At 51.8% G+C, this 24,982-nt stretch carries 23 protein-coding genes and 4 tRNA genes; 15 read left to right on the forward strand and 12 right to left on the reverse strand.

Annotated features, from left to right (window positions below; all coding sequences use genetic code 11):
• Window positions 1-40: 40 nt before the first annotated feature.
• Both dnaX and grxD read right to left on the reverse strand, forming a co-directional pair.
• Window positions 41-2,008 carry a DNA polymerase III subunit gamma/tau gene (dnaX, locus tag ELY33_RS01600; protein WP_126942947.1) on the reverse strand — a complete coding sequence of 656 codons (1,968 nt, stop codon included), beginning with the start codon at window positions 2,006-2,008 and terminating at the stop codon, window positions 41-43.
• 152 nt (window positions 2,009-2,160) lie between these two features.
• Window positions 2,161-2,511: a Grx4 family monothiol glutaredoxin gene (grxD, locus tag ELY33_RS01605; RefSeq protein WP_126942949.1), complete on the reverse strand. Its 351-nt coding sequence runs from the start codon at window positions 2,509-2,511 to the stop codon at window positions 2,161-2,163.
• 221 nt (window positions 2,512-2,732) lie between these two features.
• On the opposite strand from grxD, the gene argF reads away from it, so the two are divergent.
• Window positions 2,733-3,653 (forward strand): ornithine carbamoyltransferase, encoded by a 921-nt coding sequence (argF, locus tag ELY33_RS01610; RefSeq protein ID WP_126942952.1) that lies wholly within the window; start codon window positions 2,733-2,735, stop codon window positions 3,651-3,653.
• Window positions 3,654-3,781: 128 nt separating this feature from the next.
• On the opposite strand, the gene ELY33_RS01615 is transcribed toward argF, so the two are convergent.
• A tRNA-Ala gene (locus ELY33_RS01615) sits at window positions 3,782-3,857 on the reverse strand.
• Window positions 3,858-4,064: 207 nt separating this feature from the next.
• Between ELY33_RS01615 and uvrY the strand changes: the two genes are divergently transcribed.
• The 7 genes from uvrY to nadB all read left to right on the forward strand — a co-directional run bounded on the left by uvrY (window position 4,065) and on the right by nadB (window position 9,686).
• Window positions 4,065-4,715, forward strand: a complete 651-nt coding sequence (gene uvrY / locus ELY33_RS01620; RefSeq protein WP_126942955.1) for a UvrY/SirA/GacA family response regulator transcription factor — start codon at window positions 4,065-4,067, stop codon at window positions 4,713-4,715.
• A 46-nt stretch (window positions 4,716-4,761) separates the two neighbouring features.
• Entirely contained in the window at window positions 4,762-6,576 is a 1,815-nt protein-coding gene (uvrC, locus tag ELY33_RS01625) for an excinuclease ABC subunit UvrC (protein WP_126942959.1), read from the forward strand.
• Between the two features lie 97 nt (window positions 6,577-6,673).
• Complete coding sequence (gene pgsA, locus ELY33_RS01630) at window positions 6,674-7,222, forward strand: CDP-diacylglycerol--glycerol-3-phosphate 3-phosphatidyltransferase (protein WP_126942962.1); 549 nt, start codon at window positions 6,674-6,676, stop codon at window positions 7,220-7,222.
• 83 nt (window positions 7,223-7,305) lie between these two features.
• Window positions 7,306-7,380, forward strand: a tRNA-Gly gene (locus ELY33_RS01635).
• Between the two features lie 87 nt (window positions 7,381-7,467).
• A tRNA-Cys gene (locus tag ELY33_RS01640) sits at window positions 7,468-7,541 on the forward strand.
• Window positions 7,542-7,583: 42 nt separating this feature from the next.
• A tRNA-Leu gene (locus tag ELY33_RS01645) sits at window positions 7,584-7,670 on the forward strand.
• A gap of 357 nt (window positions 7,671-8,027) precedes the next feature.
• The gene (gene nadB / locus ELY33_RS01650) at window positions 8,028-9,686 is read left to right on the forward strand and encodes an L-aspartate oxidase (protein ID WP_126942965.1); all 1,659 of its coding nucleotides are present in this window, start codon (window positions 8,028-8,030) and stop codon (window positions 9,684-9,686) included.
• Here nadB and ELY33_RS01655 read toward each other — a convergent pair.
• Window positions 9,663-9,974: a hypothetical protein gene (locus tag ELY33_RS01655; protein WP_244208540.1), complete on the reverse strand. Its 312-nt coding sequence runs from the start codon at window positions 9,972-9,974 to the stop codon at window positions 9,663-9,665. The genes nadB and ELY33_RS01655 overlap by 24 nt on opposite strands.
• A 46-nt stretch (window positions 9,975-10,020) precedes the next feature.
• On the reverse strand, window positions 10,021-10,314 hold the full coding sequence (locus ELY33_RS01660; RefSeq protein ID WP_126942968.1) for an FAD assembly factor SdhE: 294 nt from the start codon (window positions 10,312-10,314) through the stop codon (window positions 10,021-10,023).
• Window positions 10,315-10,519: 205 nt separating this feature from the next.
• On the opposite strand from ELY33_RS01660, the gene ELY33_RS01665 reads away from it, so the two are divergent.
• From ELY33_RS01665 to lapB, 3 genes are all read left to right on the forward strand, one after another.
• Window positions 10,520-10,816 carry an integration host factor subunit beta gene (locus ELY33_RS01665; RefSeq protein ID WP_126942971.1) on the forward strand — a complete coding sequence of 99 codons (297 nt, stop codon included), beginning with the start codon at window positions 10,520-10,522 and terminating at the stop codon, window positions 10,814-10,816.
• 132 nt (window positions 10,817-10,948) lie between these two features.
• On the forward strand, window positions 10,949-11,254 hold the full coding sequence (locus tag ELY33_RS01670) for a lipopolysaccharide assembly protein LapA domain-containing protein (RefSeq protein ID WP_009722714.1): 306 nt from the start codon (window positions 10,949-10,951) through the stop codon (window positions 11,252-11,254).
• Window positions 11,255-12,454, forward strand: a complete 1,200-nt coding sequence (gene lapB, locus ELY33_RS01675; protein WP_126942974.1) for a lipopolysaccharide assembly protein LapB — start codon at window positions 11,255-11,257, stop codon at window positions 12,452-12,454. It begins immediately after the preceding gene.
• A gap of 11 nt (window positions 12,455-12,465) precedes the next feature.
• On the opposite strand, the gene pyrF is transcribed toward lapB, so the two are convergent.
• Window positions 12,466-13,164, reverse strand: a complete 699-nt coding sequence (gene pyrF / locus ELY33_RS01680) for an orotidine-5'-phosphate decarboxylase (protein WP_126942977.1) — start codon at window positions 13,162-13,164, stop codon at window positions 12,466-12,468.
• A 288-nt stretch (window positions 13,165-13,452) separates the two neighbouring features.
• Between pyrF and ELY33_RS01685 the strand changes: the two genes are divergently transcribed.
• Window positions 13,453-13,737, forward strand: a complete 285-nt coding sequence (locus ELY33_RS01685) for a ComEA family DNA-binding protein (RefSeq protein ID WP_126942980.1) — start codon at window positions 13,453-13,455, stop codon at window positions 13,735-13,737.
• Window positions 13,738-13,904: 167 nt separating this feature from the next.
• Here the strand turns inward: ELY33_RS01685 and prpF are convergent, their stop codons facing one another.
• The 5 genes from prpF to ELY33_RS01710 form a co-directional block, all read right to left on the reverse strand.
• Window positions 13,905-15,095 carry a 2-methylaconitate cis-trans isomerase PrpF gene (prpF, locus tag ELY33_RS01690; protein WP_126942983.1) on the reverse strand — a complete coding sequence of 397 codons (1,191 nt, stop codon included), beginning with the start codon at window positions 15,093-15,095 and terminating at the stop codon, window positions 13,905-13,907.
• Window positions 15,096-15,243: 148 nt separating this feature from the next.
• Window positions 15,244-17,883: a Fe/S-dependent 2-methylisocitrate dehydratase AcnD gene (gene acnD, locus ELY33_RS01695; protein WP_126942986.1), complete on the reverse strand. Its 2,640-nt coding sequence runs from the start codon at window positions 17,881-17,883 to the stop codon at window positions 15,244-15,246.
• Window positions 17,884-17,916: 33 nt separating this feature from the next.
• Window positions 17,917-19,044: a bifunctional 2-methylcitrate synthase/citrate synthase gene (prpC, locus tag ELY33_RS01700; protein WP_126942989.1), complete on the reverse strand. Its 1,128-nt coding sequence runs from the start codon at window positions 19,042-19,044 to the stop codon at window positions 17,917-17,919.
• 59 nt (window positions 19,045-19,103) lie between these two features.
• The gene (gene prpB, locus ELY33_RS01705; protein ID WP_126942991.1) at window positions 19,104-20,000 is read right to left on the reverse strand and encodes a methylisocitrate lyase; all 897 of its coding nucleotides are present in this window, start codon (window positions 19,998-20,000) and stop codon (window positions 19,104-19,106) included.
• Window positions 20,001-20,043: 43 nt separating this feature from the next.
• Window positions 20,044-20,787: a GntR family transcriptional regulator gene (locus tag ELY33_RS01710; RefSeq protein WP_126942993.1), complete on the reverse strand. Its 744-nt coding sequence runs from the start codon at window positions 20,785-20,787 to the stop codon at window positions 20,044-20,046.
• A gap of 252 nt (window positions 20,788-21,039) precedes the next feature.
• Between ELY33_RS01710 and pabB the strand changes: the two genes are divergently transcribed.
• Both pabB and ELY33_RS01720 read left to right on the forward strand, forming a co-directional pair.
• Window positions 21,040-22,398 (forward strand): aminodeoxychorismate synthase component I, encoded by a 1,359-nt coding sequence (pabB, locus tag ELY33_RS01715; protein WP_126942996.1) that lies wholly within the window; start codon window positions 21,040-21,042, stop codon window positions 22,396-22,398.
• A gap of 115 nt (window positions 22,399-22,513) precedes the next feature.
• Entirely contained in the window at window positions 22,514-23,134 is a 621-nt protein-coding gene (locus ELY33_RS01720; protein WP_126942999.1) for a phosphoadenosine phosphosulfate reductase domain-containing protein, read from the forward strand.
• A gap of 162 nt (window positions 23,135-23,296) precedes the next feature.
• On the opposite strand, the gene cysB is transcribed toward ELY33_RS01720, so the two are convergent.
• Complete coding sequence (cysB, locus tag ELY33_RS01725) at window positions 23,297-24,271, reverse strand: HTH-type transcriptional regulator CysB (RefSeq protein WP_126943002.1); 975 nt, start codon at window positions 24,269-24,271, stop codon at window positions 23,297-23,299.
• Window positions 24,272-24,569: 298 nt separating this feature from the next.
• On the opposite strand from cysB, the gene trxA reads away from it, so the two are divergent.
• Window positions 24,570-24,953 (forward strand): thioredoxin, encoded by a 384-nt coding sequence (gene trxA / locus ELY33_RS01730; protein WP_126943005.1) that lies wholly within the window; start codon window positions 24,570-24,572, stop codon window positions 24,951-24,953.
• Window positions 24,954-24,982 lie beyond the last annotated feature (29 nt).

Below are 24,982 nucleotides of genomic sequence, written 5' to 3' on the forward strand. Positions count from 1 at the left end.
AGAAACAAAAATATAAGAATCGCGAGTCAATCATCCAAGACTAGGAACGTCTGTCAGACGCGGGTTTAACGGTTGACTCAATGAGAGTAGCCCCAAATGCCTGCTGCAGCTTCTGTATATTGGGGTCGCGGTGTAATAGATCAACAGCCAATGAATGACGCTCTTTCTGCTGGCGCTCTTCTTGCTGACGCGGTGTTTCAAGTTCAGACACCAAGTCAGCCACGACGAACTCGATACGCCGAGGTAGACCATAACTGCTTAGCGCTCGTTCAATACGGCTGTTGTGCACATCGGCCTGCATAGCAGATTGGCTTGGGTCGAGGCGCAGCACTAACGTATGGCCATCATCACTTTCAAGCTGACAGTGCGCGGCTAGATTACGCGTAAGCCCCCCCAGTCCAAGGGCACTGAAGCATGCCAGCCATCCCACATGGTCGAGGCGATCACCAAGAGCTTCCTGAGTATTGGCAGCATTAACAGAATTATTAGAAAAATCTGGCTCTGGCTCTGGCTCTGGCTCTGGCTCTGGCTCTGGCTCTGGCTCTGGCTCTGAAGAAAGCATGGCGGCACTCTCTACTTCGTCAAGCGACCAGGGTGGCGCTTGGCTGGAAGAAATACCGTCAGGCTTGTTTAACTCTTCGGCTGGAGCAGGGGCTGCACCACTCGCCTGCACCGCAGCTGACTCAGGCGTTGTTACCTGATTGCTTGGCAGTGCAGGCTCAGGCTTTTTTGCCGCTGGCTCGTGGGTAGAGGCCGGCTCAGCTGCGCTGCTATTGTCAGAAACAAGTGTTTGCGAAACAGCTTCGTGTGAGGCCGCTTCTTGTTGAGAGACCGCTTCTTGAGATTCAGCGTTACCGGTGGGTTCGCGGCGCAGTGGAAGTGGCGTGGCAGACGGTTTGGGTACGCCTTGGGGGCGAAACGCCAACATACGCAACAACGTCATTTCCAGTGCGCTGCGCAGGTCAGGTGCATGCACCATGTCACCACGCCCTTGAATGCCAATCTGGTAATAAAGCTGAATATCCTCAGCAGTAAAGCGGCTGGCTAACTGCTGAATCAGCGCTCGATCACCGTGACTGTTATCCACCGCATCTGGCACCATCTGCGCCACCGCCAAACGATGCAAAACGGCGCTTAATTCATCCAACACTGCGGCGAAATCAGGCCCTTGCTCCGATAACTGCGCAACCTCGGTTAGCAGCCGTTGAACATCCACATCAGCTAATGCTTCCACCAGTGCCAACACATGGCGATGATCTAAGGTGCCGAGCATAGCAGCAACATCCGCATGCCGAATCGCCCCTTGGCCAAAGGCAATCGCTTGGTCAGTTAAGCTCATCGCATCGCGCATAGAGCCTTCTGCGGCCTTGCCTAACAGCCACAGAGCACTCTCATCATATTCAACGCCCTCCTCACCCAGCACATAGGTTAAGTGCTCAACCACCCGCTCAGGGGGCATATGCTTAAGCGTGAACTGCAAACAGCGGGATAGAACGGTGGCAGGCAGTTTCTGCGGGTCTGTGGTAGCCAGCAGAAACTTCACGTGGGGTGGCGGCTCTTCCAGTGTTTTAAGCAGTGCATTAAAACTGCTGGTCGACAGCATGTGTACCTCGTCAATTAGGTACACCTTATAGCGCCCTTGCGTTGGCGCGTACTGCACGTTGTCGAGCAGCTCACGGGTATCTTCAACCTTGGTGCGCGAAGCAGCATCAACCTCAATCAAGTCAACGAACCGACCTTCATCAATCGCCCGACAGCTGTCGCACTGACCACAAGGCGTTGAGGTAATTCCTTCATCACCGCGGCCATTCGCGGTGCAGTTAAGGCATTTGGCCAGGATACGCGCAAGGGTAGTTTTGCCCACACCGCGAGTACCCGTAAATAGGTAGGCATGATGAAGACGGCCCTGGTCGAGGGCATTGACCAAGGCGCGCTGAACATGGGCCTGGCCCACAAGCTCGTGGAATGTACGCGGCCGCCATTTGCGGGCCAGAACCTGATAGCTCATTGAGCACTACTTCCTTTGGCGGGCTAACTGTCGATGCGAAAAAAGACACCATTCTAGCGGCTGTGCTGCAGCCCGCCAACCGCTCAGCCCAATAGACCGGCAACCCACTAGACCGGCAACCCACTAGACCAAGCGGTGTAGCGCAGTAAACGTTATGCGTTGTCGCCACTTTCGGCAGTGCCTGCACGCTGAGCGGCTTCTTTAATCAGCTTCTCAAGCTCACCGCTTTGATGCATTTCAATCACGATATCGCAACCACCAACCAATTCGCCTTCCACCCAAAGCTGCGGAAAAGTTGGCCAGTTAGCAATTTTCGGTAGCTCAGCGCGAACATCTGGATTGTCCAGCACGTTAACAAAGGCAAAACGCTCACCGCAGCCCATTAACGCCTGTACCGTTTGTGCAGAAAAACCACACTGCGGCAACTGAGGCGTACCTTTCATGTAAATAAGAATGGGGTTTTCACTAATTTGGCGCTGAATATTTTCGGCAGTCGTGCTCATGATGTGCTCCTAAAACAAGTGATGTTATATCGCCAGTTTACGCAATTCGTTAACTAGCTTTAACCCTACTAGCCGAAGATTACCTTTTGTAGCTGCGCACGCTAATACTTGAGCAAACTACTCGGCTTTACCATGTGGGACCTCATTCTACGCATGCCGAGCGCGTTGCGCATCCCCTGCTGCATCGCTAGGATAGTGTTTTTGCGCGGAGAGATACCATCATGGCGACACGCCATTTCTTAACCTTGCTGGATTTAACCCCAGATGAGCTGGCGTACCTGATTCAGCGTGCGATTAAAATCAAGACCGAGCTCAAGGCTTACGGCCCCATCTATACGCCTCTGCCCAACCGCACGCTGGCGATGATTTTTGAAAAATCATCTACACGTACCCGAGTATCGTTCGAAACCGGCATGGCACAGTTTGGCGGTCACGCACTGTTTCTCTCTCCCCGCGACACCCAGCTAGGGCGCGGAGAACCGATTGAAGATACCGCCCGCGTGCTGTCCGAAATGGTCGATGCAGTGATGATTCGCACCTTTTCACACGCAGGTTTAGAAACTTACGCCAGCGCCAGCAGCGTGCCCGTCATTAACGCCTTAAGTGATGACTACCACCCCTGCCAACTGCTGGCAGATGTGATGACGTGGACTGAGCTGCGTGGCAGCATCGAAGGACGCACGGCTGTTTGGGTTGGCGATGGCAATAACATGTGTCACTCCTGGATTAACGCTGCACGCCAGTTTGGCTTTCAACTGCGCGTTTGCTGTCCGAAAGGTTATGAACCTCGTGCCGATATTATGGAAGCCTCTGGAGACTGCGTGACGTTGATTCACGACCCCATTGCGGCTGCCAAAGGAGCAGACTTAATTACTACGGATGTGTGGGCATCCATGGGACAAGAAGAAGAGCAGGCTAAGCGCGAAGCAGACTTTGCAGGCTTCCAGGTCACCGAAGCAATGCTTGATAGCGCGCAACCTGATGTGCTTTTCTTACACTGCTTACCTGCCCACCGCGGCGAAGAAATCAGCACCACCCTCTTGGATGATCCGCGCGCTGTCGTATGGCAAGAAGCGGGGAACCGACTGCATGCCCAGAAGGCGTTGATCGAGTTTTTACTACTGGGTAAAATATCAGCTTAATAGTCTGTTAGAACGAGCTTCCATCCGCAGAAGCGTCCAAACAAAACGCCCCGTTACCTAGTGGTAACGGGGCGTTTTGTTTGAATTCTGAGTTTTTTTTAAAAATTTACAGGGCAAGCCTATAAAAATGGTGGAGCCTAGCGGGATCGAACCGCTGACCTCAACACTGCCAGTGTTGCGCTCTCCCAGCTGAGCTAAGGCCCCACGTGCGTAACTCTTCACTTCTTCAATTACTTACCGAAGCAGGGGGCAAAATATTACGCTAGTATTTTGCTTAGCGTCAAGCTAATGATGAACAAACATCAACTAAATTCTCCTTTGGTGAGAGCTGTGGCACTCTATGTCGTGCAACATGTCGTGCTAAGCGGCGTTCGCCCACCACTACGATGATTTTATGCAGGAGCCAGCACCTTGATCAAAGTTTTAATCGCCGATGATCATCACCTGGTGAGATCCAGTATTGCTCACCTGCTAAACGAAGAGCGCGATATTAAAGTCGTGGGTGAAGTTGACGATGGCGAAAACGCAGTAGCTCAGTGCCGTCGCTTAAAACCTGATATTGTCGTAATGGATATCCGCATGCCCGGCATCGGTGGGCTTGAAGCTACTCGCCGTATTCATAGAACAATGGAAGACGTAAAAGTACTCATCTTAACCGCTCACATGGAAGACAGTGCCTTACGGCTAATGCTAGAAGCAGGTGCGATTGGCTTTCTTAGCAAAGGGGCTGACCCAACGGAAATGACCGACGCTATCCGCCAGGTCTTTCATGGCAGGCGCTACGTCAGTAAAGAAATCGCTCAACGATTGGCGCTTTCCCATTTTACTGACGAAGACAATCCGTTTAGGCACCTGTCGCATCGAGAGCTACAAATCGCCCTTATGGTTGTCAATTGCCAGCGCGTTCAAGACATTTCAGACCGCTTGCACCTTAGTCCCAAAACAGTGAATACCTATCGCTATCGGCTATTTGACAAACTACATGTTGCCACGGATGTAGAACTTACCCATTTGGCACTGCGCCATGGTTTGGTCGAGGGCTTTGACGCCAACCTGGGATAGACCTACCATCGCAGCTTCTGTTGCCTAGAAGCGCCGATACCCAGCCATGACCTTTGATGCCAAGCAGTTTTTAAGCTCTGTCAGTGCCTCGCCCGGTGTTTACAAGATGCTGGACGAGCACAGCAACACTCTTTATGTTGGCAAAGCCAAGCGCCTGAAAGCTCGACTTGCCAGCTACTTCCGTGGCCAGCTTAATACTAAAACCCAGGCGATGGTGGCGCGAATTGCCGACATTCAGATCACCGTTACCCGCAGTGAAACCGAAGCACTCCTGCTAGAGCAGACGCTCATAAAAGAACTGCGTCCGCCGTATAACATTCTGTTGAGAGACGATAAATCCTATCCTTTCGTATTTGTGACCGACCGACACGCCTACCCTGCGCTTGAATACAAGCGTGCGCGGCAGCGCAGAGGAGATGGCCGCTACTTAGGTCCTTATCCAAGTAGCGGGGCGGTAAGAGAAAGCCTAGCGCTGATGCAGAAAATCTTTCGCATCCGTAACTGTGAAGATAGCGTCTTTGCCCACCGCTCTCGACCATGTTTGCAATACCAAATTCAGCGCTGTAGCGCGCCCTGCGTCGACTACATTTCAGAAACGGATTACCGCCGCGATGTTGAACATGCGGTGATGTGCCTAGAGGGCAAAAGCGAGCACGTCACTCAGCTGCTTAGCGAGGAAATGGAAACAGCCAGCCGCGCATTAAATTTTGAAGAAGCAGCCAGGCTGCGCGATCAGATACAACAGCTGCGCCAGTTACAGCAACGCCAGTTTGTCGATAATGAAAACGGTGATGCCGATGTCTTTGCATTAGCCCAACGGCCAGGCGCGTTAGGCGTATCAATACTTAGTGTCCGTGATGGCCGCTTATTGGGCGCTCGCCATCACACCCCTAAAAATGACCTCGATCTGCCACCTGACATGCTGCTGACAGAGGTCGTTAGCCAGTATTATTTTGGCCAACCGCACAACGTACCAAGTGAAGTAATTACCAGCCACCCACTTGAAGATAGTGCGCTGATCGCCGAGGCGCTTTCACAGCAAGCAGGCAAACGGATTCGCGTTACCAGCCAAGTTCGCGGCCATCGCGCTCAGTGGCAGCATCTGGCCATGACGAACGCCGAACAACAACTTGCTTCGCAGCTGGCTAACAAAACACAGCTGACGCAGCGCTTTGAAGCACTGCAAAAAGCACTTTCGTTAGACAAAATGCCCGAGCGCCTAGAGTGTTTTGACATTAGCCACAGCCATGGAGAAGCAACCGTTGCTTCCTGTGTGGTATTTGATCATCAAGGCCCTCGCAAGAGTGACTATCGCCACTTCCGTATTGAAGGCGTTGCCGCCGGCGATGATTATGCGGCTATGCAACAAGCACTAACCCGCCGTCTCAAACGTGTGAAAAGTGGTGAGGCAGTAGCACCTGACATTTTGATCGTCGATGGCGGCAAAGGTCAGCTAAACATGGCTCGCAGCGTGTTAACCGAACTGGCCGTTACCGATATCGTTTTACTCGGCGTTGCCAAAGGATCCACCCGTAAAGCGGGGCTAGAAACGCTTTTTCTGGAAACCACCGACAACCCCTTACCCCTTGACCCCGCTTCGCCTGCATTGCATCTAATTCAACATATTCGCGATGAATCTCATCGTTTTGCCATTGCAGGCCACCGCGCCCAACGTGACAAAGCGCGCCGCACCTCAACACTGCAAGACATTCCCGGCATAGGCCCAAAAAGACGGCGCGAACTCTTACGCTTCTTCGGCGGCTTGCAGGGCGTTCAGAAGGCTAGTCGCGATGAGTTGGCACGCGTTCCCGGCATCAATGCGTCGCTCGCTGAAATAATTTACCAATCTCTTAATGGATAAACCTACTGTTACCATGGATGCTAAGCATCAAGGGGGATAGAATGGCCCCCACTGTACTCCGTCTCCCATGATTCTCCGGCAAGGATCGCGCCCTGCGATGAACATACCCAACATACTTACTCTGGCAAGGATCGTTTTTATTCCACTGTTGGTAGTGCTTTTTTACCTACCATTCAACTGGAGTATGCCAGTCGCTGCAGGCTTATTCGCCTTGGCATCTATCACCGACTGGTTGGATGGCTACTTAGCTCGCCGCTGGAATCAATCAACGCCATTTGGCGCGTTTCTTGATCCCGTGGCGGATAAATTGATGGTCGTCGTTGCACTGGCGCTGCTCATTGAGCGCTTTGACACACTGGTATTAACACTGCCTGCACTGGTCATCATCGGCCGCGAAATTGTCATTTCAGCATTGCGGGAATGGATGGCCGAAATGGGCAAGCGAGGCATGGTCGCAGTTTCTTGGATTGGAAAGCTTAAAACAACGCTGCAGATGGTTGCCCTGCTCATACTCCTGGCCTTCTCCCCCGGACATCAGTTTGCATTTATTGGCATCGTGGTTCTTTACGCTGCAGCTATTCTTACGCTGTGGTCAATGGCGCAGTACCTTAAAGCGGCCTGGCCTCACTTGAGCCGCTCAATGTAATCAACTCTCTACACAACTAACCTTCAGATAAATTCATTAATTGACAAGCTCGTAGCGATGCGTATAATTCGCCATCGAGTCGAGCGGGAATAGCTCAGTGGTAGAGCATCGCCTTGCCAAGGCGAGGGTCGGGAGTTCGAATCTCCTTTCCCGCTCCAACTTGGATAGCGTGGTAAAGCAAGAGAGGGTCGTGAGCTGGAACGCCAGTCCGATCGAATCTCCTTTCCCGCTCCAACGACTTGTAAGGCTGGATGGCAGAGTGGTTATGCAGCGGACTGCAACTCCGTGTACGCCGGTTCGATTCCGACTCCAGCCTCCATTTTGAGTATGGCGATGAATAGTAATATTCCCGCAATACACTGCCCGGATGGCGAAATTGGTAGACGCAAGAGACTTAAAATCTCTCGGAGGTAACTCCGTGCCGGTTCAAGTCCGGCTCCGGGCACCATAGCTTGTTAGCATCTCCCCAACCTGTCTATATTTTAAAGCAATTATGAATGTCATGCGTTTAAATTGCTCTGAAAGCACATAACAGCATTTCTTTTCGCTCTCTTCTCAGCACTTCTAGTTTATTAATTCTCGCATTTTATCCGTTAATTCAATAGCTCGATCCGCTGCACATTAGCTCCCCTCTAAACATCACACCACAATTCTTAACCGCTATCTATATACGCTTAAAGCAATTTCTCGCATACTCTCATCGCCAATCCACAGCAGTCACGCTATGATGCCTTACGCTGTTGTTTACAGCGTGTTAAGCGTTTAGCACCTATTGCGTTTGAATGTGAAAAGAGGAACTGGCCCCATGAGCACGCCAACATCCGACGTACTTATTATCGGCGGCGGCGTCGCCGGCCTAACCTTAGCCCTTGAAGTTGCTGACCACCTTTCGGTGACTCTGGTTAGGCCTGCTCTGGACGACCAGGGAGCCAGCCGCTGGGCGCAAGGCGGAATAGCCGCTGTACTCTCGCCAGACGACGATTTAGACGCTCATGTGCGGGATACCTTAATTGCTGGCGATGGCCTTTGTGATGAGGACGCTGTTCGGTTTACAGTGACTCACGGCCCAAGCGCCATTCAGTGGCTAATCGATAACGGCGTCCCTTTCACGCCAGACCCAGACCCGAGCGCTCGTTACCCTTATCATTTAACACGGGAAGGTGGCCACAACGCGCGCCGCATTATTCATGCTGACGATGCGACTGGCCGCGCGGTAGTCGACACGCTCCACGAAAAAGTGGTGGCTCACCCTAATATTTTTCAGCGTAGCGACTTAACTATCCTGCACTTAATCAGCGATACTGAAGGCCGCTGTGTTGGCGCGAAAGGCATTGATCACCAGCAACACCAACAAGCACTTCTTGCTAAGCACACCGTACTGGCAACAGGCGGTGCAAGTGGCCTTTATCGCCACACCACCACCCCCTCGCCAAGTAGCGGAGAAGGCATGGTGATGGCTGCTGAACTGGGTGCCAAACTCATGAACCTTGAGTTTCAACAGTTTCACCCTACCTGCCTATTTGATCCAGAAGGCCCTGCTTTTTTAATTAGTGAAGCTGTCCGAGGCGAAGGCGGGCATCTGCTAAATGAGGCCGGACACCGGTTTATGCCCGATATTGATGCTCGCGCCGAACTGGCACCCAGAGACGTGGTTGCCCGAGCCATCGACTCACAAATTCAGCAAAGTAGCCAAGGACATGTGTGGTTAGACATCAGCCACCTTGGAGAAACAGCTATCCGTCATCACTTCCCGACTATTTTAGCTCACTGCGCTTCTCGAGGGATTGACATCGCACGCCAACCGATTCCAGTGGTTCCTGCTGCCCACTACAGTTGCGGCGGTGTTGCAACCGACCATCACGGGGCAACCAGCGTCACCAACCTCTACGCGATTGGTGAGGTTGCATACACAGGGCTGCATGGCGCAAATCGCATGGCCAGCAATTCATTGCTGGAATGCCTGGTATACGCTAGAAGCTGTGCAAAGTACTTGCTAACACCAGAGCAGCGGGCAAAGACGGCACCAGAACAGCCCGACTGGCTACAAAGCGACTGTCTACAAAGCGACTGTCTCGATACTATGCCGCTTTTAAACCAAGATTCATCTATTTCTTTGGCAACCCTCGCTAGTGTTCGTAGCCAACTGCGCGCCACCATGAGCCAGTACGTTTCCATTGTTCGTAGCAACCAGGGGCTAACCATTGCTCGGGATGAGCTGAATGAACTTGAGACCCAGCTTAACGACGTGTTCAAGGACGGACTGGAGAAAACTACTGGGAAGCGTCACCCTGAAAGCGTTCGTCTGCAACAAGCGCTTTGGCTTGCAAAGTTGACGGTATTAGCAGCACTTCAGAGACACGAGTCACGCGGGTTGCATTACTCTATCGACTGGCCTGAACATCAGAAAAACACAGCGGCTTCGGAGATATCACTAGAACATCTATCGCCCAGGACTATGGCATAAACGGCGCAGCGCCCGCTGATCGTGTGCTGACAAACTATCGGGCCACAGCCAAAGCCGCTGCGGCCCGATATGAAGCCCGATTAACCAAGGGCCTACGTAATCAGCTTGAACGGGATGTTCATTCTCAAGCTCTCCCTCTGCTGACAACCACTGAGCGCTTAACTGGTAGCCGTTTTTTATAACCCGCAACTCACCAGTAGGTTGATAGCGATACTCTTGCCGTAGCAGCAGTACTGCTGCTACGGCCCCAAGTATTGCTATCAATGGGTCAACAAGCCATGCCGTCACTGCACACAATCCAAATGCCAACAATGTGTGGAAAGTGCATTGAATTCTAGAGCGTGCGATAAGCAGAGTTATCGGTATTTTCTGCATGTTCTACGATCATCTGTACGATGCGCTTTAACGCTGGCTCCTCGGGCCATTCACGACGCATCAGCCATCCAAAAAGATCCTGATCCTCTTCCTCGATTAAACGTTGATAAGCTAACTGCTCATCTTCACTCAACTCATCAAAGCGGTGCTCAAGAAACGGAATCAGCAGCAGGTCTAGCTCCCACATGCCACGGCGAGAGTGCCAATAAAGCCGTTTGCGCAGTACGGCTGCGGGGGAAGTATCGTCGTTCAACGTCAGCCTCTCCGATAACAAAATGAACTGCCAGTATACCTAAGCCACAGGGTCGCGCCAGCGCCTCACTTCGCCTATGCTGATATTCATTCTAGAACCTTGTTTTATCTGAATTGTTTTATGCTGTTATGCGCAGTATGCTGAGTCTGTTGTTATCGAGGTCGCAAGCGTATCACGGCCTTTAAAGTTCGCAGGGAGCCAACCGATGACCAAATCTGAATTAATCGAACAAATTGCGATGCGTCAACCGGAGCTATCCGCCAAAGAAGTAGAAACGGCGGTGCGTATTATTCTAGAGGATATGACCGATGCTCTTGCTAGCGGGGGACGAGTTGAGATCCGAGGGTTCGGCAGCTTTTCGCTACACTACCGAGAACCGCGTGTTGGGCGCAATCCCAAAACAGGGGATCCGGTAGACTTGGACGGCAAGTACGTACCGCACTTCAAACCTGGCAAAGAGTTGCGCGAGCAAGTAGATACAAGCCGTGCACTTGGCTATTAATGAACTAAACGAGGCTACACAACCACGGCGTTTTTAGCAGCATATCTGGTTACCTGACTTATACGGGATGACGCCGCGCCACGACTCATACACAATAGAGCCATTATGAATGTCACTGACTAGGAAACTCTCATGCGTTGGATCAAAGGGCTGATTCTAGCCGTCATATTGCTGGTTGTTCTACTGGTAGGCATTTTATTTGCCGTCAACAATCAACAAACCATTGCCTTAAACCTGATTTGGGCAGAACTGCCACCTGTTTCACTCTCTGTATGGCTGCTAGCAACGTTAGCTCTCGGCGTTATCTTAGGCATGCTTGCCATGCTAGGTGTTTATGTACGCTTGAAAGCGCAACTAGCACGAAGCGAACGTCATAATAAGCAACAACGTAAAGAGTTAGACCGCTTACGCACCCAGGAGCTTAAGGAACTGGCTTAAATGTATGATGCCGTGTTGCTAGGCGTTCTGTTGGCAGCCATTGCAATCGGCTTTGGCCTGGGTGTGCATTACGCTTCCCGCCGCCGCCAGCACACACACGACTCTCGTTCACCGGATTTATCGAGAGAATACTTTGTCGGGCTGAATTACCTGCTTAATGAGCAGCCCGACGAAGCCATCAACACCTTTGTTAATGCTCTGGACATAAACAGCGATACGGTAGAAACCCACATCGCGCTTGGCAAACTGTTTCGTGCACGAGGAGAAGCAGACAAAGCCGTCAGCATTCATCAGAATCTACTTGCTCGTCCAGCCCTCTCCACTAGCACAAATGAACATGTTCAGCTTGAGCTAGCACGTGACTTTATGGCGCTGGGCGTGCATGACCGCGCTCAGCGAATGCTAAGAGCGCTACTGGATAAATCAGTCAATGAAATTTACCGCCAGGAAGCTAAGCGGCTACTAATTGATTTACTTGAGCGCGAAAAAGACTGGCAGGAAGCGCTCGACGTAGCGCAATCGCTGTTAAAACAACAGCCGGCTATGTGCAGACCCGCAGCTCACTGGCTATGTGAGCTCGCTCAGGAAGAGATACACCAAGCAAGTCGAGCCCTCGCCCGCAAGCATTTAAAAAGAGCACTTCAGCTGGATGAGCGATGCGTCCGCGCGACGTTGCTCCTGGCCGACCTGGAGATGGATAATGGGCATTACACACGCGCCATCGAGCGTCTGAACCATATTCCCCAGCAGGATGTTGCACATATTCCCACCATGCTGCCCGCCCTTAAGCATGCCTATGAGCGCAATAACGATACTCAAGGATTTGAAACGCACCTTTATCAACTGCTGGGACAGGCGCCATACACTAGCATTATTATCGCTTTAGGAGAGCATGTTCATCAAAGAGACGGCGTAGATAGCGCCATTGAACGAACGGGCGAGTGGCTTAGAGAGGCCCCAAGCTTAGGGGGGCTAGATTACTTAATCGATCTTTATCATGAAAGCCAACGCCTAAGCGGGAAAAACCCACCAGACACGCGTTTGCTGCTGTTAAAGCACCATACCAATGCGCTTTTAGAAGGTAAGCCTCGTCATCGCTGCCGCCGCTGTGGCTTTGCCAGCGATGGCCTTGCGTGGCAGTGCCCTAGCTGCCGTCGCTGGGGCACCATCAAGCCTATTACCGGGGTTGATGGCGAGTAAACTAATTACTATCAGCCCGCCAATTCGGCTTCAATGGAGGCTAACGCCATCATTGGCTCTTTGGCCTGGGTAATCGGTCGCCCAATCACTAAGTGTGTACTGCCAACACGCATTGCATCGCTTGGCGTCATAATACGCTCCTGGTCATTAGCCGCAGCAAAACTAGGCCGTATTCCTGGGGTTACCTTCAAAAAATCGTTGCCAAAGAGCGACTTGATTTGCGCAGCTTCTTGAGCTGAACAAACAACGCCGCCTAGTCCGCTCTGCTGAGTTAATGCGGCTAAACGTAAGACATGCGCTTCTGGCGTGTCATCAATGCCCGTCTCACGTAGGTCCTCAGCTTGCATACTGGTTAACACGGTAACAGCGATAAGATGTGTGCTTAATCTATGATCATCTAAACGCTTGGCGGCCGCCTCCATCATCTTGCGGCCACCGCAAGCATGAACATTAACCATCCACACGCCTTGCTCTGCCGCCGCCTGCACCGCGCCTGCCACCGTATTGGGAATGTCATGAAATTTTAAGTCTAAGAAAATTTCAAAACCACGACCATGCAAAGCTTCCAGCACCGCGGGGCCACTGCGGGTAAACAGCTCTTTCCCCACTTTTACCCGACAGCGCTTAGGATCAAGCTGGTCTGCCATGCATAAAGCCGCATCAAGAGAAGAATAATCCAAAGCGATAATCAAAGGGGAATCAGTAGCCACTGCGCTTAACTCCATGTTTCATTTGGCAGCATTATAACAGTCATCCCACCCCTGCTGTGTAAGCGATTAACCATTATCAGAGAGTAAAAATCTTACAAACATCATGGTTAATGTCTTACAGCACTTCTCCTGTAAACGTATTAGTTTAACCAAGGCAAAGGGACATGGAAGAAACAGGGAGCCTCTTTGCTTACGCAAACCGCTGCAACCTATCACTACTTAAGACAACTACCCTGCATAACTATCTATAGGTAGGCGGCTCCAGGGAAATCTATGAGGATGCTAATAATGCAAACAACGCTAAAAGGACTATTTGCTGCACTGCTATTCAGCTTGAGCCTAGGTATTTCGAGCCTCGTTTTGGCACAAGACATAGCACCTATTAATGTGAACACAGCGGATGCTGAGCTACTTGCCGAACTACCTGGTATCGGCCCCAGCCGCGCAGCAGCCATCATTGAAGAGCGCGAAGATAATGGTGCGTTTGCTGATGCAGATGACCTTACCCGCGTAAGCGGCATTGGCCCTGCCACGGTTAATCGTATGCGCGATCAAGTGGCAGTTGAAGAGTAAGTCGCTAAAGAGTTGCTAAAGAAGAGATAAGCGTAAAACTCATATCACATCACACTGAAGCCGCCGCTTGGGGTCTCCTAGCGGCGGTGAACGCTACAAAAATGTGTGTGATTCAATGCTTTTGAAGTCTGCCTCCCTGCCCCGAAGAAACCCCGCGTTAGCGCTATTTAAACATTCATTAAAAAGCTATCACCGGGTATTCGTACGGAACCTTCCATTAACACCCGTGCGCTTCGGCTCATCACGGCTTGATCGATCTGCCAGCGCCCGTCTGCCAAGCTAGCTTTTGCACCGACGCGCAATGCGCCTGAAGGATGCCCAAAGGTAACGGCTTCACGCGCTTCACCACCTGCGGCCAAATTGACTAACGTGCCTTGAATAGCTGCTGCTGCACCAATGGCAACCGCTGCAGTTCCCATCATTGCGTGGTGTAGTTTACCCATCGAGAGCGCTCTCACAACAAGATCAATGTTATCCGCGCTTACCGCTTTGCCGCTGGAGGCCGTATAGCTAGCAGGCGGAGCAACAAAGGCTACCTTCGGCGTGTGCTGGCGACTGGCCGCTTCATCAAGGTGCTTAATCAAGCCCATACGCACGGCACCATGAGCACGAATCGTCTCGAACATAGCGAGCGCTTTAGTGTCGCTATTAATTGCCTCCTGAAGCTCACAGCCGGTATAGCCAATATCCTGAGCGTTAATAAACACGGTGGGGATACCAGCATTAATCAGCGTGGCTTTCAGAACGCCAACGCCGGGCACCTCCAAATCATCAACCACGTTGCCCGTTGGGAAAATTGCCCCCTCCCCATCAGCAGGCTCCATAAAGGCTACGGGGATTTCAGCGGCAGGAAAAGTTACGCCATCTAACTCAAAATCGCCGGTTTCCTGAACCTGACCATTAACAATAGGGACTTGAGAGACAATGGTCTTGTTGATGTTGACCTGCCAAATACGCACCTCAGCGATACCGTTTTCCGGTATTTTAGCGGGATCAATTAATCCATTGGCAATCGCATACGGGCCTACTGCTGCTGACAAGTTACCGCAGTTACCGCTCCAATCTACATACGGCTTATCAATAGAGACTTGGCCAAACAGGTAGTCCACATCATGATCTGGCGACTTACTTTTAGAGAGAATCACTGTCTTGCTAGTGCTGGACGTTGCGCCCCCCATGCCATCAATTTGTTTTTCATAGGGATCAGGACTGCCAATCACCCTCATTAATAGTTTATCTCGCGCCGCCCCCGGCACTCTAGCCGCCTCGGGTAAGTCATTCAGGGTGAAGAAAACCCCTTTACTGGTGCCCCCGCGCATATACGTAGCAGGAATACTAATTTGTCCAACATGAGACATAAACAACGCTCCCCAGCCATTCTTAATGGCTATTCTCAATAACCATGCTCAATAACCATGTTCAATAACAACATGCCGAAAAAAGAGCCCGGCGCTTAGCGACGGGCTCTTTCAGTTATCGCCTTGGCGCTAGTAAACGCCTGCTTGGCTACGCCGCGGTGGACTCAAGAAAGTCCTGGGCGAAACGCTGCAATACTCCACCAGCGGAGTAAATCGTCACCTCTTCGGCAGTATCAATGCGACAGATCACCGGTACACGCTCGGTCGTACCGCTCAGGCGATGGATAATCAGCGTTAGCTTGGCTCCTGGCTGAGGCGCACCTTCCACGTCAAAAACTTCAGTACCGTCTAATTGCAACGTTTTACGCGAAGTACCCTCTTCAAATTGAAGCGGCATCACTCCCATGCCAATTAAGTTGGTACGGTGAATACGCTCAAAGCCCTCGGCCACAATGGCCTCAACACCCGCCAGTGCAACGCCTTTGGCCGCCCAGTCCCGCGAAGAGCCCTGGCCATAGTCGGCACCCGCAATAATGATTAGCGGCTGCTTACGCGCCATGTAGGTTTCAATGGCTTCCCACATTCGCGTCACGGTGCCTTCGGGTTCAACACGTGCCAGCGACCCTTGCAGAACACTACCCTGCTCATCGTGTACCATTTCGTTAAACAGTTTGGGGTTCGCCAATGTAGCCCGCTGGGCGGTTAGATGATCGCCGCGATGGGTCGCGTAGGAGTTAAAGTCCTCTTCGGGCAGGCCCATCTTATCCAGGTACTCACCTGCGGCGCTGTCCAACATGATCGCGTTAGAGGGCGACAAGTGATCGGTGGTGATGTTGTCCGGCAAAATCGCCAATGGGCGCATGCCTTTCAAGCCGCGCTCTTTCGCCATATTGCCTTCCCAATAGGGCGGGCGACGAATATAGGTACTTTGGGGCCGCCATTCGTAAAGCGGGCTCACCTGAGTGCGGGCACTTTTGTCGAGGTCAAACATTGGGATATAGGTTTGACGGAACTGTTCCGGCTTCACAGAGGCCTTCACAATCGCATCGATTTCGCTATCGTCGGGCCATATATCTTTCAGCGTGACAGGGTTACCGTCATGATCGATACCCAGCACGTCTTTCTCAATATCAAAGCGAATAGTGCCCGCAATCGCGTAGGCAACCACTAATGGTGGCGATGCCAAAAATGCCTGCTTGGCATACGGGTGAATACGTCCGTCAAAGTTACGGTTACCAGAGAGCACCGCCGTCGCATAAAGATCACGGTCGATAATCTCTTTCTGAATCGTCGGGTCCAGCGCACCCGACATACCGTTACAGGTCGTACAGGCGTAAGCCACTACGCCAAAGCCAAGGTTTTCAAGCTCATCCATCAACTTGGCTTCTTCTAAATACATTTTGACGGTTTTCGAACCAGGCGCCAGCGACGACTTTACCCACGGCTTACGGGTTAGCCCTAAGCGATTGGCATTGCGGGCAATTAAGCCTGCCGCCACCATGTTGCGCGGGTTAGAGGTATTCGTACAACTGGTAATAGCAGCAATGATAACCGCGCCGTCTGGCATTCTGCCCGCCTGCTCGTCTGCACGCGCTTTATCCAGATCGATAGCAATACCGCGCTGAGCCAGCTCCGAGGTGGGCAAATGCGCATGCGGATTTGAAGGCCCTGCTAACGTGCGGGTAACGCTTGAAAGATCAAAACGCAGTATCCGACCGTACTCAGCCGTTTTTAAGCTATCGGCCCACAGCCCCGTATGTTTTGCGTAGGCTTCGACCAATGCAACCTGCTCATCTTCACGCCCTGTGAGCTTGAGATAATCAATGGTTTGGTTGTCGATGTAGAACATCGCCGCCGTGGCACCGTACTCTGGCGTCATGTTGGAAATGGTCGCTCGGTCGCCTACGGTTAACGCGTCGGCACCTTCACCGTAAAATTCCAGGTAGGCACCTACCACGCGCTCTTTACGCAGGAATTCGGTAATCGCTAACACCATATCGGTGCTGGTGATGCCTGGCTGCAGCTTGCCGGACAGTTCTACACCGACGATATCAGGCAGGCGCATCATCGAAGCACGCCCAAGCATGACACTTTCGGCTTCAAGACCACCAACGCCGACGGAAATGACACCGAGCGCATCGACCATCGGCGTGTGGCTATCGGTACCGACACAGGTATCGGGGTAAGCAATACGCACGCCTTGTTCATCAGGGCGGCACTGCACCACCGGCGACATTTTCTCCAGATTGATCTGGTGCATTATGCCGTTGCCTGGGGGAATTACATCGACGTTCTCAAAAGCCACTTTGGTCCAGTTGATGAAATGAAAGCGATCATCGTTACGGCGATCTTCCACCTGGCGGTTTTTCTCGAAGGCGTCTTTCTCGAACCCAGCGTGCTCAACGGCCAATGAATGGTCAACGATCAGCTGCGTAGGCACCACAGGATTTACTTTAGCTGGGTCACCACCCTTCTCAGCAATAGCATCCCTAAGGCCAGCGAGGTCAACCAACGCGGTTTGCCCCAAGATGTCGTGACACACGACGCGTGCCGGGTACCAGGGGAAATCCAAATCTTGTTTACGCTCGATGAGCTGCTTCAATGCGTCGGTTAACAGCGCTGGGTCGCAGCGGCGAACCAGCTGCTCAGCCAACACTCTAGAGGTGTAGGGCAGCGTCGCGTAGGCGCCGGGCTTGATATCTTCAACGGCTTGGCGCGCGTCGAAAAAATCTACCGGAGCCCCTTCTGCCGTCACGCCTGGCAGCGGCTTGCGATAATTCGTGTTCATAATGCCTCTCACTTAATCACGGCCCGTTGAGGGTTAGTCACGCGCCTCGATAGGTACCCACTCGCTCTTCTCAGGACCAGTGTAGTCGGCGCTGGGACGAATGATGCGGTTATTGGCGCGCTGTTCAAACACATGGGCTGCCCACCCCGTCAAACGGGACATCACGAAGATAGGCGTAAACAGCTTGGTCGGAATATCCATGAAGTGGTAAGCACTGGCATGGAAAAAGTCCGCGTTGCAAAAGAGTTTTTTCTCCCGCCACATGATCTCTTCACAGCGCACAGAAACCGGATATAGCACGCTGTCGCCTACGTCATCGGCTAGCTTTTTCGACCACTCTTTGATGATTTCATTACGCGGGTCGGACTCGCGATAAATCGCATGGCCAAAGCCCATGATCTTCTCTTTGCGCTCAAGCATACCGAGCATTTCGCGCTCGGCTTCTTCCGGCGATGCCCAGTTTTCGATCATCGCCATGGCCGCTTCGTTAGCCCCCCCATGCAGCGGGCCGCGCAGTGAACCAATCGCACCAGTAACACACGAATGCATGTCAGAAAGCGTCGACGCGCAAACCCGTGCCGTGAAGGTAGATGCATTGAACTCATGCTCGGCGTATAGAATCAGCGATACATTCATTACCCGTGCATGTAACTCAGAGGCAGGCTCACCGCGCAGCATATTCAGGAAGTGACCGCCTACCGAGGCATCGTCGGTTTCGGTATCAATGCGAACGCCGTCGTGGCTGAAACGGTACCAGTAGCAAATAATTGAGGGCAGCACCGCTAACAGCCGGTCAGATACGTCCTGCTGCTGGTCGAAGCTCTCTTCTGTTTCCAGGTTGCCAAGCATAGAAGTACCGGTGCGCATAACATCCATCGGATGCGCGTCCTTCGGGATTTGCTCTAGTACGGTTTTCAGCGCATCGGGTAAACCGCGAAGTCCCTTCAACTTGGTAATGTAGCCATCAAGCTCAGCTTGGTTCGGCAGCTTGCCTTTCAATAACAAATACGCAACTTCTTCAAACTTCGCCTTTTCGGCCAATTCTTTAATATCAAAACCACGGTAGGTTAATCCGGAACCCGTTTTTCCTACCGTGCATAGCGCCGTAGCACCAGCGCTTTGACCACGGAGTCCTGCGCTATTTTGTGGTTTATCAGCCATGTCGTGTCTCCCTTTAGCTCTTTTTGTATGTTTTACGTTATTGATTATATTAGTAACTATTAAGCGTCTTTCTGCTCGACAAAGAGCGCGTCGAGCTTTTGCTCGAAATCGTGATAATTCAAAAAGTCGTACAGCTCATCGCGGGTCTGCATGAGGTCGACGACCTCTTTTTGGTGACCGTTATCCAAGATGCTTTGGTACACCTTCAGAGCGGCAGCATTCATGGCGCGGAAAGCAGACAGCGGATAGAGCACCATCCGACAGCCCACCTCGCCCAGCTCCTGCTGGGAGAACAGCGGCGTCGCACCAAATTCAGTAATGTTAGCCAGAATCGGCGCATTGACGCGCGAACAGAACGCACGATAATCATCCAGCGTATGTACGGCTTCGGCGAAGATTGCGTCTGCCCCTGCTTCCACGCAGGCATTAGCGCGATCGATGGCAGCGTCTAGGCCCTCTTTCTGAAACGCATCGGTACGGGCGATCAGGTAAAAATCAGAATCTAATTTGGCATCCGCAGCGGCTTTGATGCGGTCCACCATTTCCTGCTGGGAGACAATGGCTTTATTCGGGCGATGGCCGCAGCGCTTTTGAGCCACTTGGTCTTCCAGATGAACAGCAGCAACACCTGCGCGCTGCATCTCTTTAACGGTACGAGAAATATTAAAAGCACCGCCCCAGCCCGTATCGATATCCACCAGCAACGGAAGGTCGGTAGCGCCGCAGATACGATGCGCATCTTCCACCACGTCGTTCATGCTGGTCATACCCAAGTCCGGCAAGCCAAAAGACGCGTTAGCCACGCCGCCGCCCGATAGATAAATTGCTTGATGCCCCACTCGATCGGCCATCATCGCGGTATACGCGTTAATCGTGCCTAGAATCGGCAGTGGGCGGTTCGCTTCTAACGCAGCACGAAAGCGAGCACCTGGCGTGAGAGTAGTTGAAGTGGACATTGGCATGGCTCCTTTAAAAGGCTTGGCGGATAGGCGTATCGAACTAATCCGCTGATGGTGTTGATTGTTGTTCAAGAATAGCGGCGTAACGGTCGGCGACGTTGGCCCGAGAAGCACTAACGTGGCGTCGCATCAGCAGCTCAGCAAGCTCAGCATCACCAGCTTCAATAGCATCCACAATGCGGTGGTGCTCTACAAAGGCGAGTTGGGGCCGCTTACCGCTGGCGCTGAATTGGGTGCGGTAAAGACGCACCAGGTAGTAAAGATCATCGCAAAGCAAGTTCATCAGCATCTTATTATGGCTGCCTTGAACAATGCGATAGTGGAAGTCGAGATCGCCTTCGCGCTGATAATAAGCTTCGCCACGCTTGAGATCTGCCTGCCTTTCATGAAGCGCAAGCACTTCTCGCAGCCCCCTGATCTCTTCAGCAGACATATGCTCGGCAGCCAAGCGTGCGGCCATGCTCTCAAGCGCTTCGCGCACATCAAACAATTCAAGCAGCTCTTTCATAGAAAGCTTAACGACTCGCGCGCCCACGTGTGGAACACGTTCAATTAAGCGGTGCGCTTCTAAACGGCGCATAGCTTCGCGCAGCGGCCCACGAGAAATACCGTACGTTTTAGAAAGCCCCGGCTCGGTAATTTTGCTACCCGGCGCCAGCTCTCCACGCACAATGGCATCTTGCAGCTGATGAAAGACCCGTTCAGCCAACGTTCGAACTTCTGGGGAGACCCGATCATTGGGCGTATCAGCAGTAGAACGAGAAAAAGTAACAAGTGAGCTCATGGTTAATTGTCGACAATTATGAAGTGAGAGAACTTTAGCTTGTCACATTTATGCCGTCAACTGGTCAAAATGGTCGATTTTATTCGCCTTTCGTGTAACTCAATTATTTATTCTTGGCTTAATGTCAACAATCATCCTTTTTTCGTTAAATATATTAAAACTATCGTGAGAAAGGCGTCAGCACTGGGCACTGGTGTGATCAATTAACGACCTCTAGAATGCGATGCCTTACATTGGCTAGGCGTTTGTTTCATGACATCGGCATTGACCATTAAAGCCATGCCCTACTTTTCTACGCCACTGGAGACCTTTGCTCGCCTGCGAAAGCGTCATGGTGCGGTGTTGCTTGATAGCGGCCGCCCTTCAGCGAATGGGCGTTACGATATTATTAGTAGCGATCCGTTAGCCACGCTAGAAGTCATGCCAAACGGGCAAACCCACTTCACGTCAGCGCAACTTGAACTTCCTGCAGCACTCGCAGGCGATATGACCGCCCAGCAGCAGTGGATGCTCGAACAGCTGCCCAATGCAGACAACACTAGCGATCTGCCGTTTTTAGGCGGCCTGATTGGCTACTGGAGTTATGACCTAGGACGCAATCATCTTGCGATACCCAGCCGCCAGCCCAGTGTCACTAATTTGCCTTTAGCACGCCTTGGGCTATACGACTGGTGCATTACCTTCGATCACGAAATGCAAACCGCATGGCTCATTGCATCAACGTCACGCCAACAACAGGTTCTGAAGTGGCTTACTCGCTCACCTGCCAGCTTTGAAAAAGACTTTCAACTAAGCAGCCCCTTCCAGGCTGAACTTAGCCAAGCGGATTATACCGAACGTTTTAATGCAGTTCAGCGCTACATTCGCGCTGGCGACTGCTATCAAATTAACCTTGCTCAGCGATTTACAGCGCGTTACGAGGGCGATGAATGGCAAGCTTATCTACGCCTGCGTAAGGCAACACCGACGCCCTTTTCAGGCTTTATGGCATGGGAAAACCAAGCGGTGCTGTCACTTTCCCCTGAACGCTTTATACAGTGCAGAGACGGGCAAGTGGAAACACGTCCAATCAAAGGCACACGACCAAGAGGCGGGTCGCCGGAAGAGGATATCGCCCTAGCAGAACAGCTATTAAGCAGCACCAAAGACCGCGCCGAAAATGTCATGATTGTGGACTTGCTGCGCAATGATTTGGGGCGAGTTTGTGCCCCTGGGTCTATTCGTGTACCGCAGCTGTGTCAGCTGGAGAGCTATCCCAACGTGCATCACCTGGTAAGCGTCGTACAAGGCCAGCTCGCCACACACCACTCGCCACTGTCTCTTCTTACCGCCGCCTTCCCTGGTGGCTCTATTACTGGCGCACCTAAAATACGCGCCATGCAAATTATCGACGAGCTGGAGCCTTGTCAGCGTAGTGTTTATTGCGGAAGCCTTGGCTACATTGATAAACGAGGCAGCATGGACACATCCATTGCTATACGCACCATGGTGGCAGATGCAGGCAGGTTGCATGTTTGGGGTGGGGGTGGATTAGTCGCCGACTCCAAAGCAGACGAGGAATACACGGAGACATTGGACAAAATCTGCCATCTTATTAGCGCTCTGGAATAAAACGCATCTTTTTTAAATCAAAAAGTAATATAAAAGCCAAACCAAACGGTATTGGGGCTAAGCCCACTCACTTTGGTAGCCTAGTGTCATAATCGTTCTTATGACAGGAGGCAGCATGTCCTCAGCGCTTGACAACATTAACCGTGATTTTGCCAATAATCCCCAAGGCCTGATTGAATGGGCGTTTAGCCAAGGCAAGCGCCCTATTTGCACAACCAACTTTCGGCCATTTGAAGCAGTGATTCTGCATATGGTGACCCAGGTACGCCCCGACATCCCCATCATTTGGATGGATAGTGGCTACAACACTGAAGCCACCTACCAATTCGCCGATGCCTTAATCCAGCGGCTGAACTTGAACATGGTCAGCTTTATTCCAAAGCGAACTCGCGCCCACCGTGAAGCACTAGAAGGGGCAATGCCTACTATTGACGACCCACGCCATGCGGCCTTTACCGAAGAAGTGAAAATTGAGCCGTTTGAGCGCGCTCTGCGGGAAATGCAGCCAGACATATGGTTCACCGCCCTAAGGGCAGAGGACACACCAGAGCGGGCTAAAATGCAGCCTGCCAGCCGTAACAGCGGTGGCTTGTTGAAAATCGCCCCGCTGCTTCAGTGGACAGCAAAAGATATGCACTACTACCTTGAGGCTCACGACCTACCTAACAACTTTGACTACTTTGACCCTACCAAAGTGGAAGATAAACGTGAGTGCGGCCTTCACTTACAGCACTGATATTGATAAAACGCACAGCGCTTATTAGTAACACTGTTTATTAACCACAGCTCTTATCAAACAGCTCTTATCAAACAGCTATTATTAAACAGTATGGTATCGAACAGTGAATAGCGCCCAGGCATTAAGATTAAGCGCTATTCATTGTCTATCTGGTTGCTCCTAATGTTCAGGAAGCTCGACTCCCTCAAACAGCCCGTGCTCAAAGCGTGGGCCAGCTAACAAGGCCTCGTCTACCAACTCCCGGGTAAGATGCGGTGCAAAGCGAGCCAAGAAGTCGTACATGTAGCCGCGCATAAAGGTGCCACGTCGGATACCAATTTTAGTCGTAGAGCTAGCGAACAAGTGGCTTGCATCCAGCGCCACCAAATCCTCATCTAACACTGAATCAATCGCCATGTGGGCAACGATACCAACGCCCATTCCCAGCCGCACATAGGTTTTAATCACGTCGGCATCGGCGGCCGTTAACACCACATTCGGCGTTAGCCCCTGGGCCTTAAACGCATCATCTAGCTGCGATCGGCCTGTAAACCCAAACACATAAGTCACCAGTGGATGTTCGGCCAGCGCCTGAAGGGTTAGCGGCTTATTAATCGATGCCAGCGGGTGACCTTTAGGCACTAAAACGCAGCGATTCCAGCGGTAGCAAGGTAGCAACACCAAGTCAGTAAATAATTCTAGAGACTCTGTGGCAATCGCAAAATCGGCCTGACCTTCGCTAACCATCTGAGCAATTTGCTTCGGTGTGCCCTGCTGCATATGTAGTGCAACATCAGGGTATTTAAGCGTGAACTCACTGATGATGGGGGGCAGCGCATAGCGTGCTTGGGTGTGAGTGGTCGCAATCGACAAACTGCCTCGACACTCATCGCTGTGCTCTTGAGCTACTTGTTTGATATTTTCTGCCAGTTTTAACACCTGACCTGCCAGCTCAATAATTGACAGCCCAGCTGGGGTTACGCGGGTAAGGTGTTTTCCGCTGCGGGCAAAAATCTCAACACCTAGCTCATCTTCGAGCAAGCGTATTTGTTTAGATATACCTGGCTGCGAGGTAAACAAACTCTGCGCGGTTGCTGACACATTCAGGTTATGTCGATTGACTTCCCAGATGTAGCGAAGTTGCTGTAGCTTCATATCCTCACCTTATTATCTATGCAGGAAGCACGTTAAAGCGCATCCTCGCGCCGCTGCTGACTTGCACCATCCGCGAAGCACTTTGAGGTCACGTACTTGGGGATGAAACGCCTCATGCACATAATTTTGAATAAAAAATAATCTTATAATTCACTTATAGTATAAAAATTAGACGCTACGAACACCCCTTTATTTTTCATACTGGCTGTCAAAACGTCATAGGAAATTTGCCAGCACCTTCCACGCCCGCTAACATCTGCCAACTTGGCGCAGTAAACGCGCGCTAGTAAAATACGTAATGACCGTTGCTCCATTTGAGGCAACGAAACAGCAAGAGCAACGCAAACGGGAGAAACAAATGGCTAACAATGTTGATGTCACCAACGCCAATTTTGAGCAAGAAGTCCTCAACGCCGAACAGCCAGTCCTACTGAAGTTTTGGGCTCCCTGGTGCGGTCCCTGTAAAGTAATGGCGCCTGTGGTGGATGAAGTTGCTGTCGAGCGTGGTGATAACCTGAAAGTGGTTAGCGTGAACGTTGACGATGCGCCTGAAATTGCTGCAGAGCAAGGTGTACGCGGCGTTCCGACAGTGATGCTATTTAAGTCAGGCACGAAAGTGGCTTCGCTGGTAGGTGCTCAGTCTAAATCTCAGCTGACCCAATTTATCGATCAAAATGCCTAACCCGCGTTAAGGTTACCGCTGGCCTTGCC

This window comes from Vreelandella andesensis, assembly GCF_003989795.1.
GTDB lineage: Bacteria > Pseudomonadota > Gammaproteobacteria > Pseudomonadales > Halomonadaceae > Vreelandella > Vreelandella andesensis.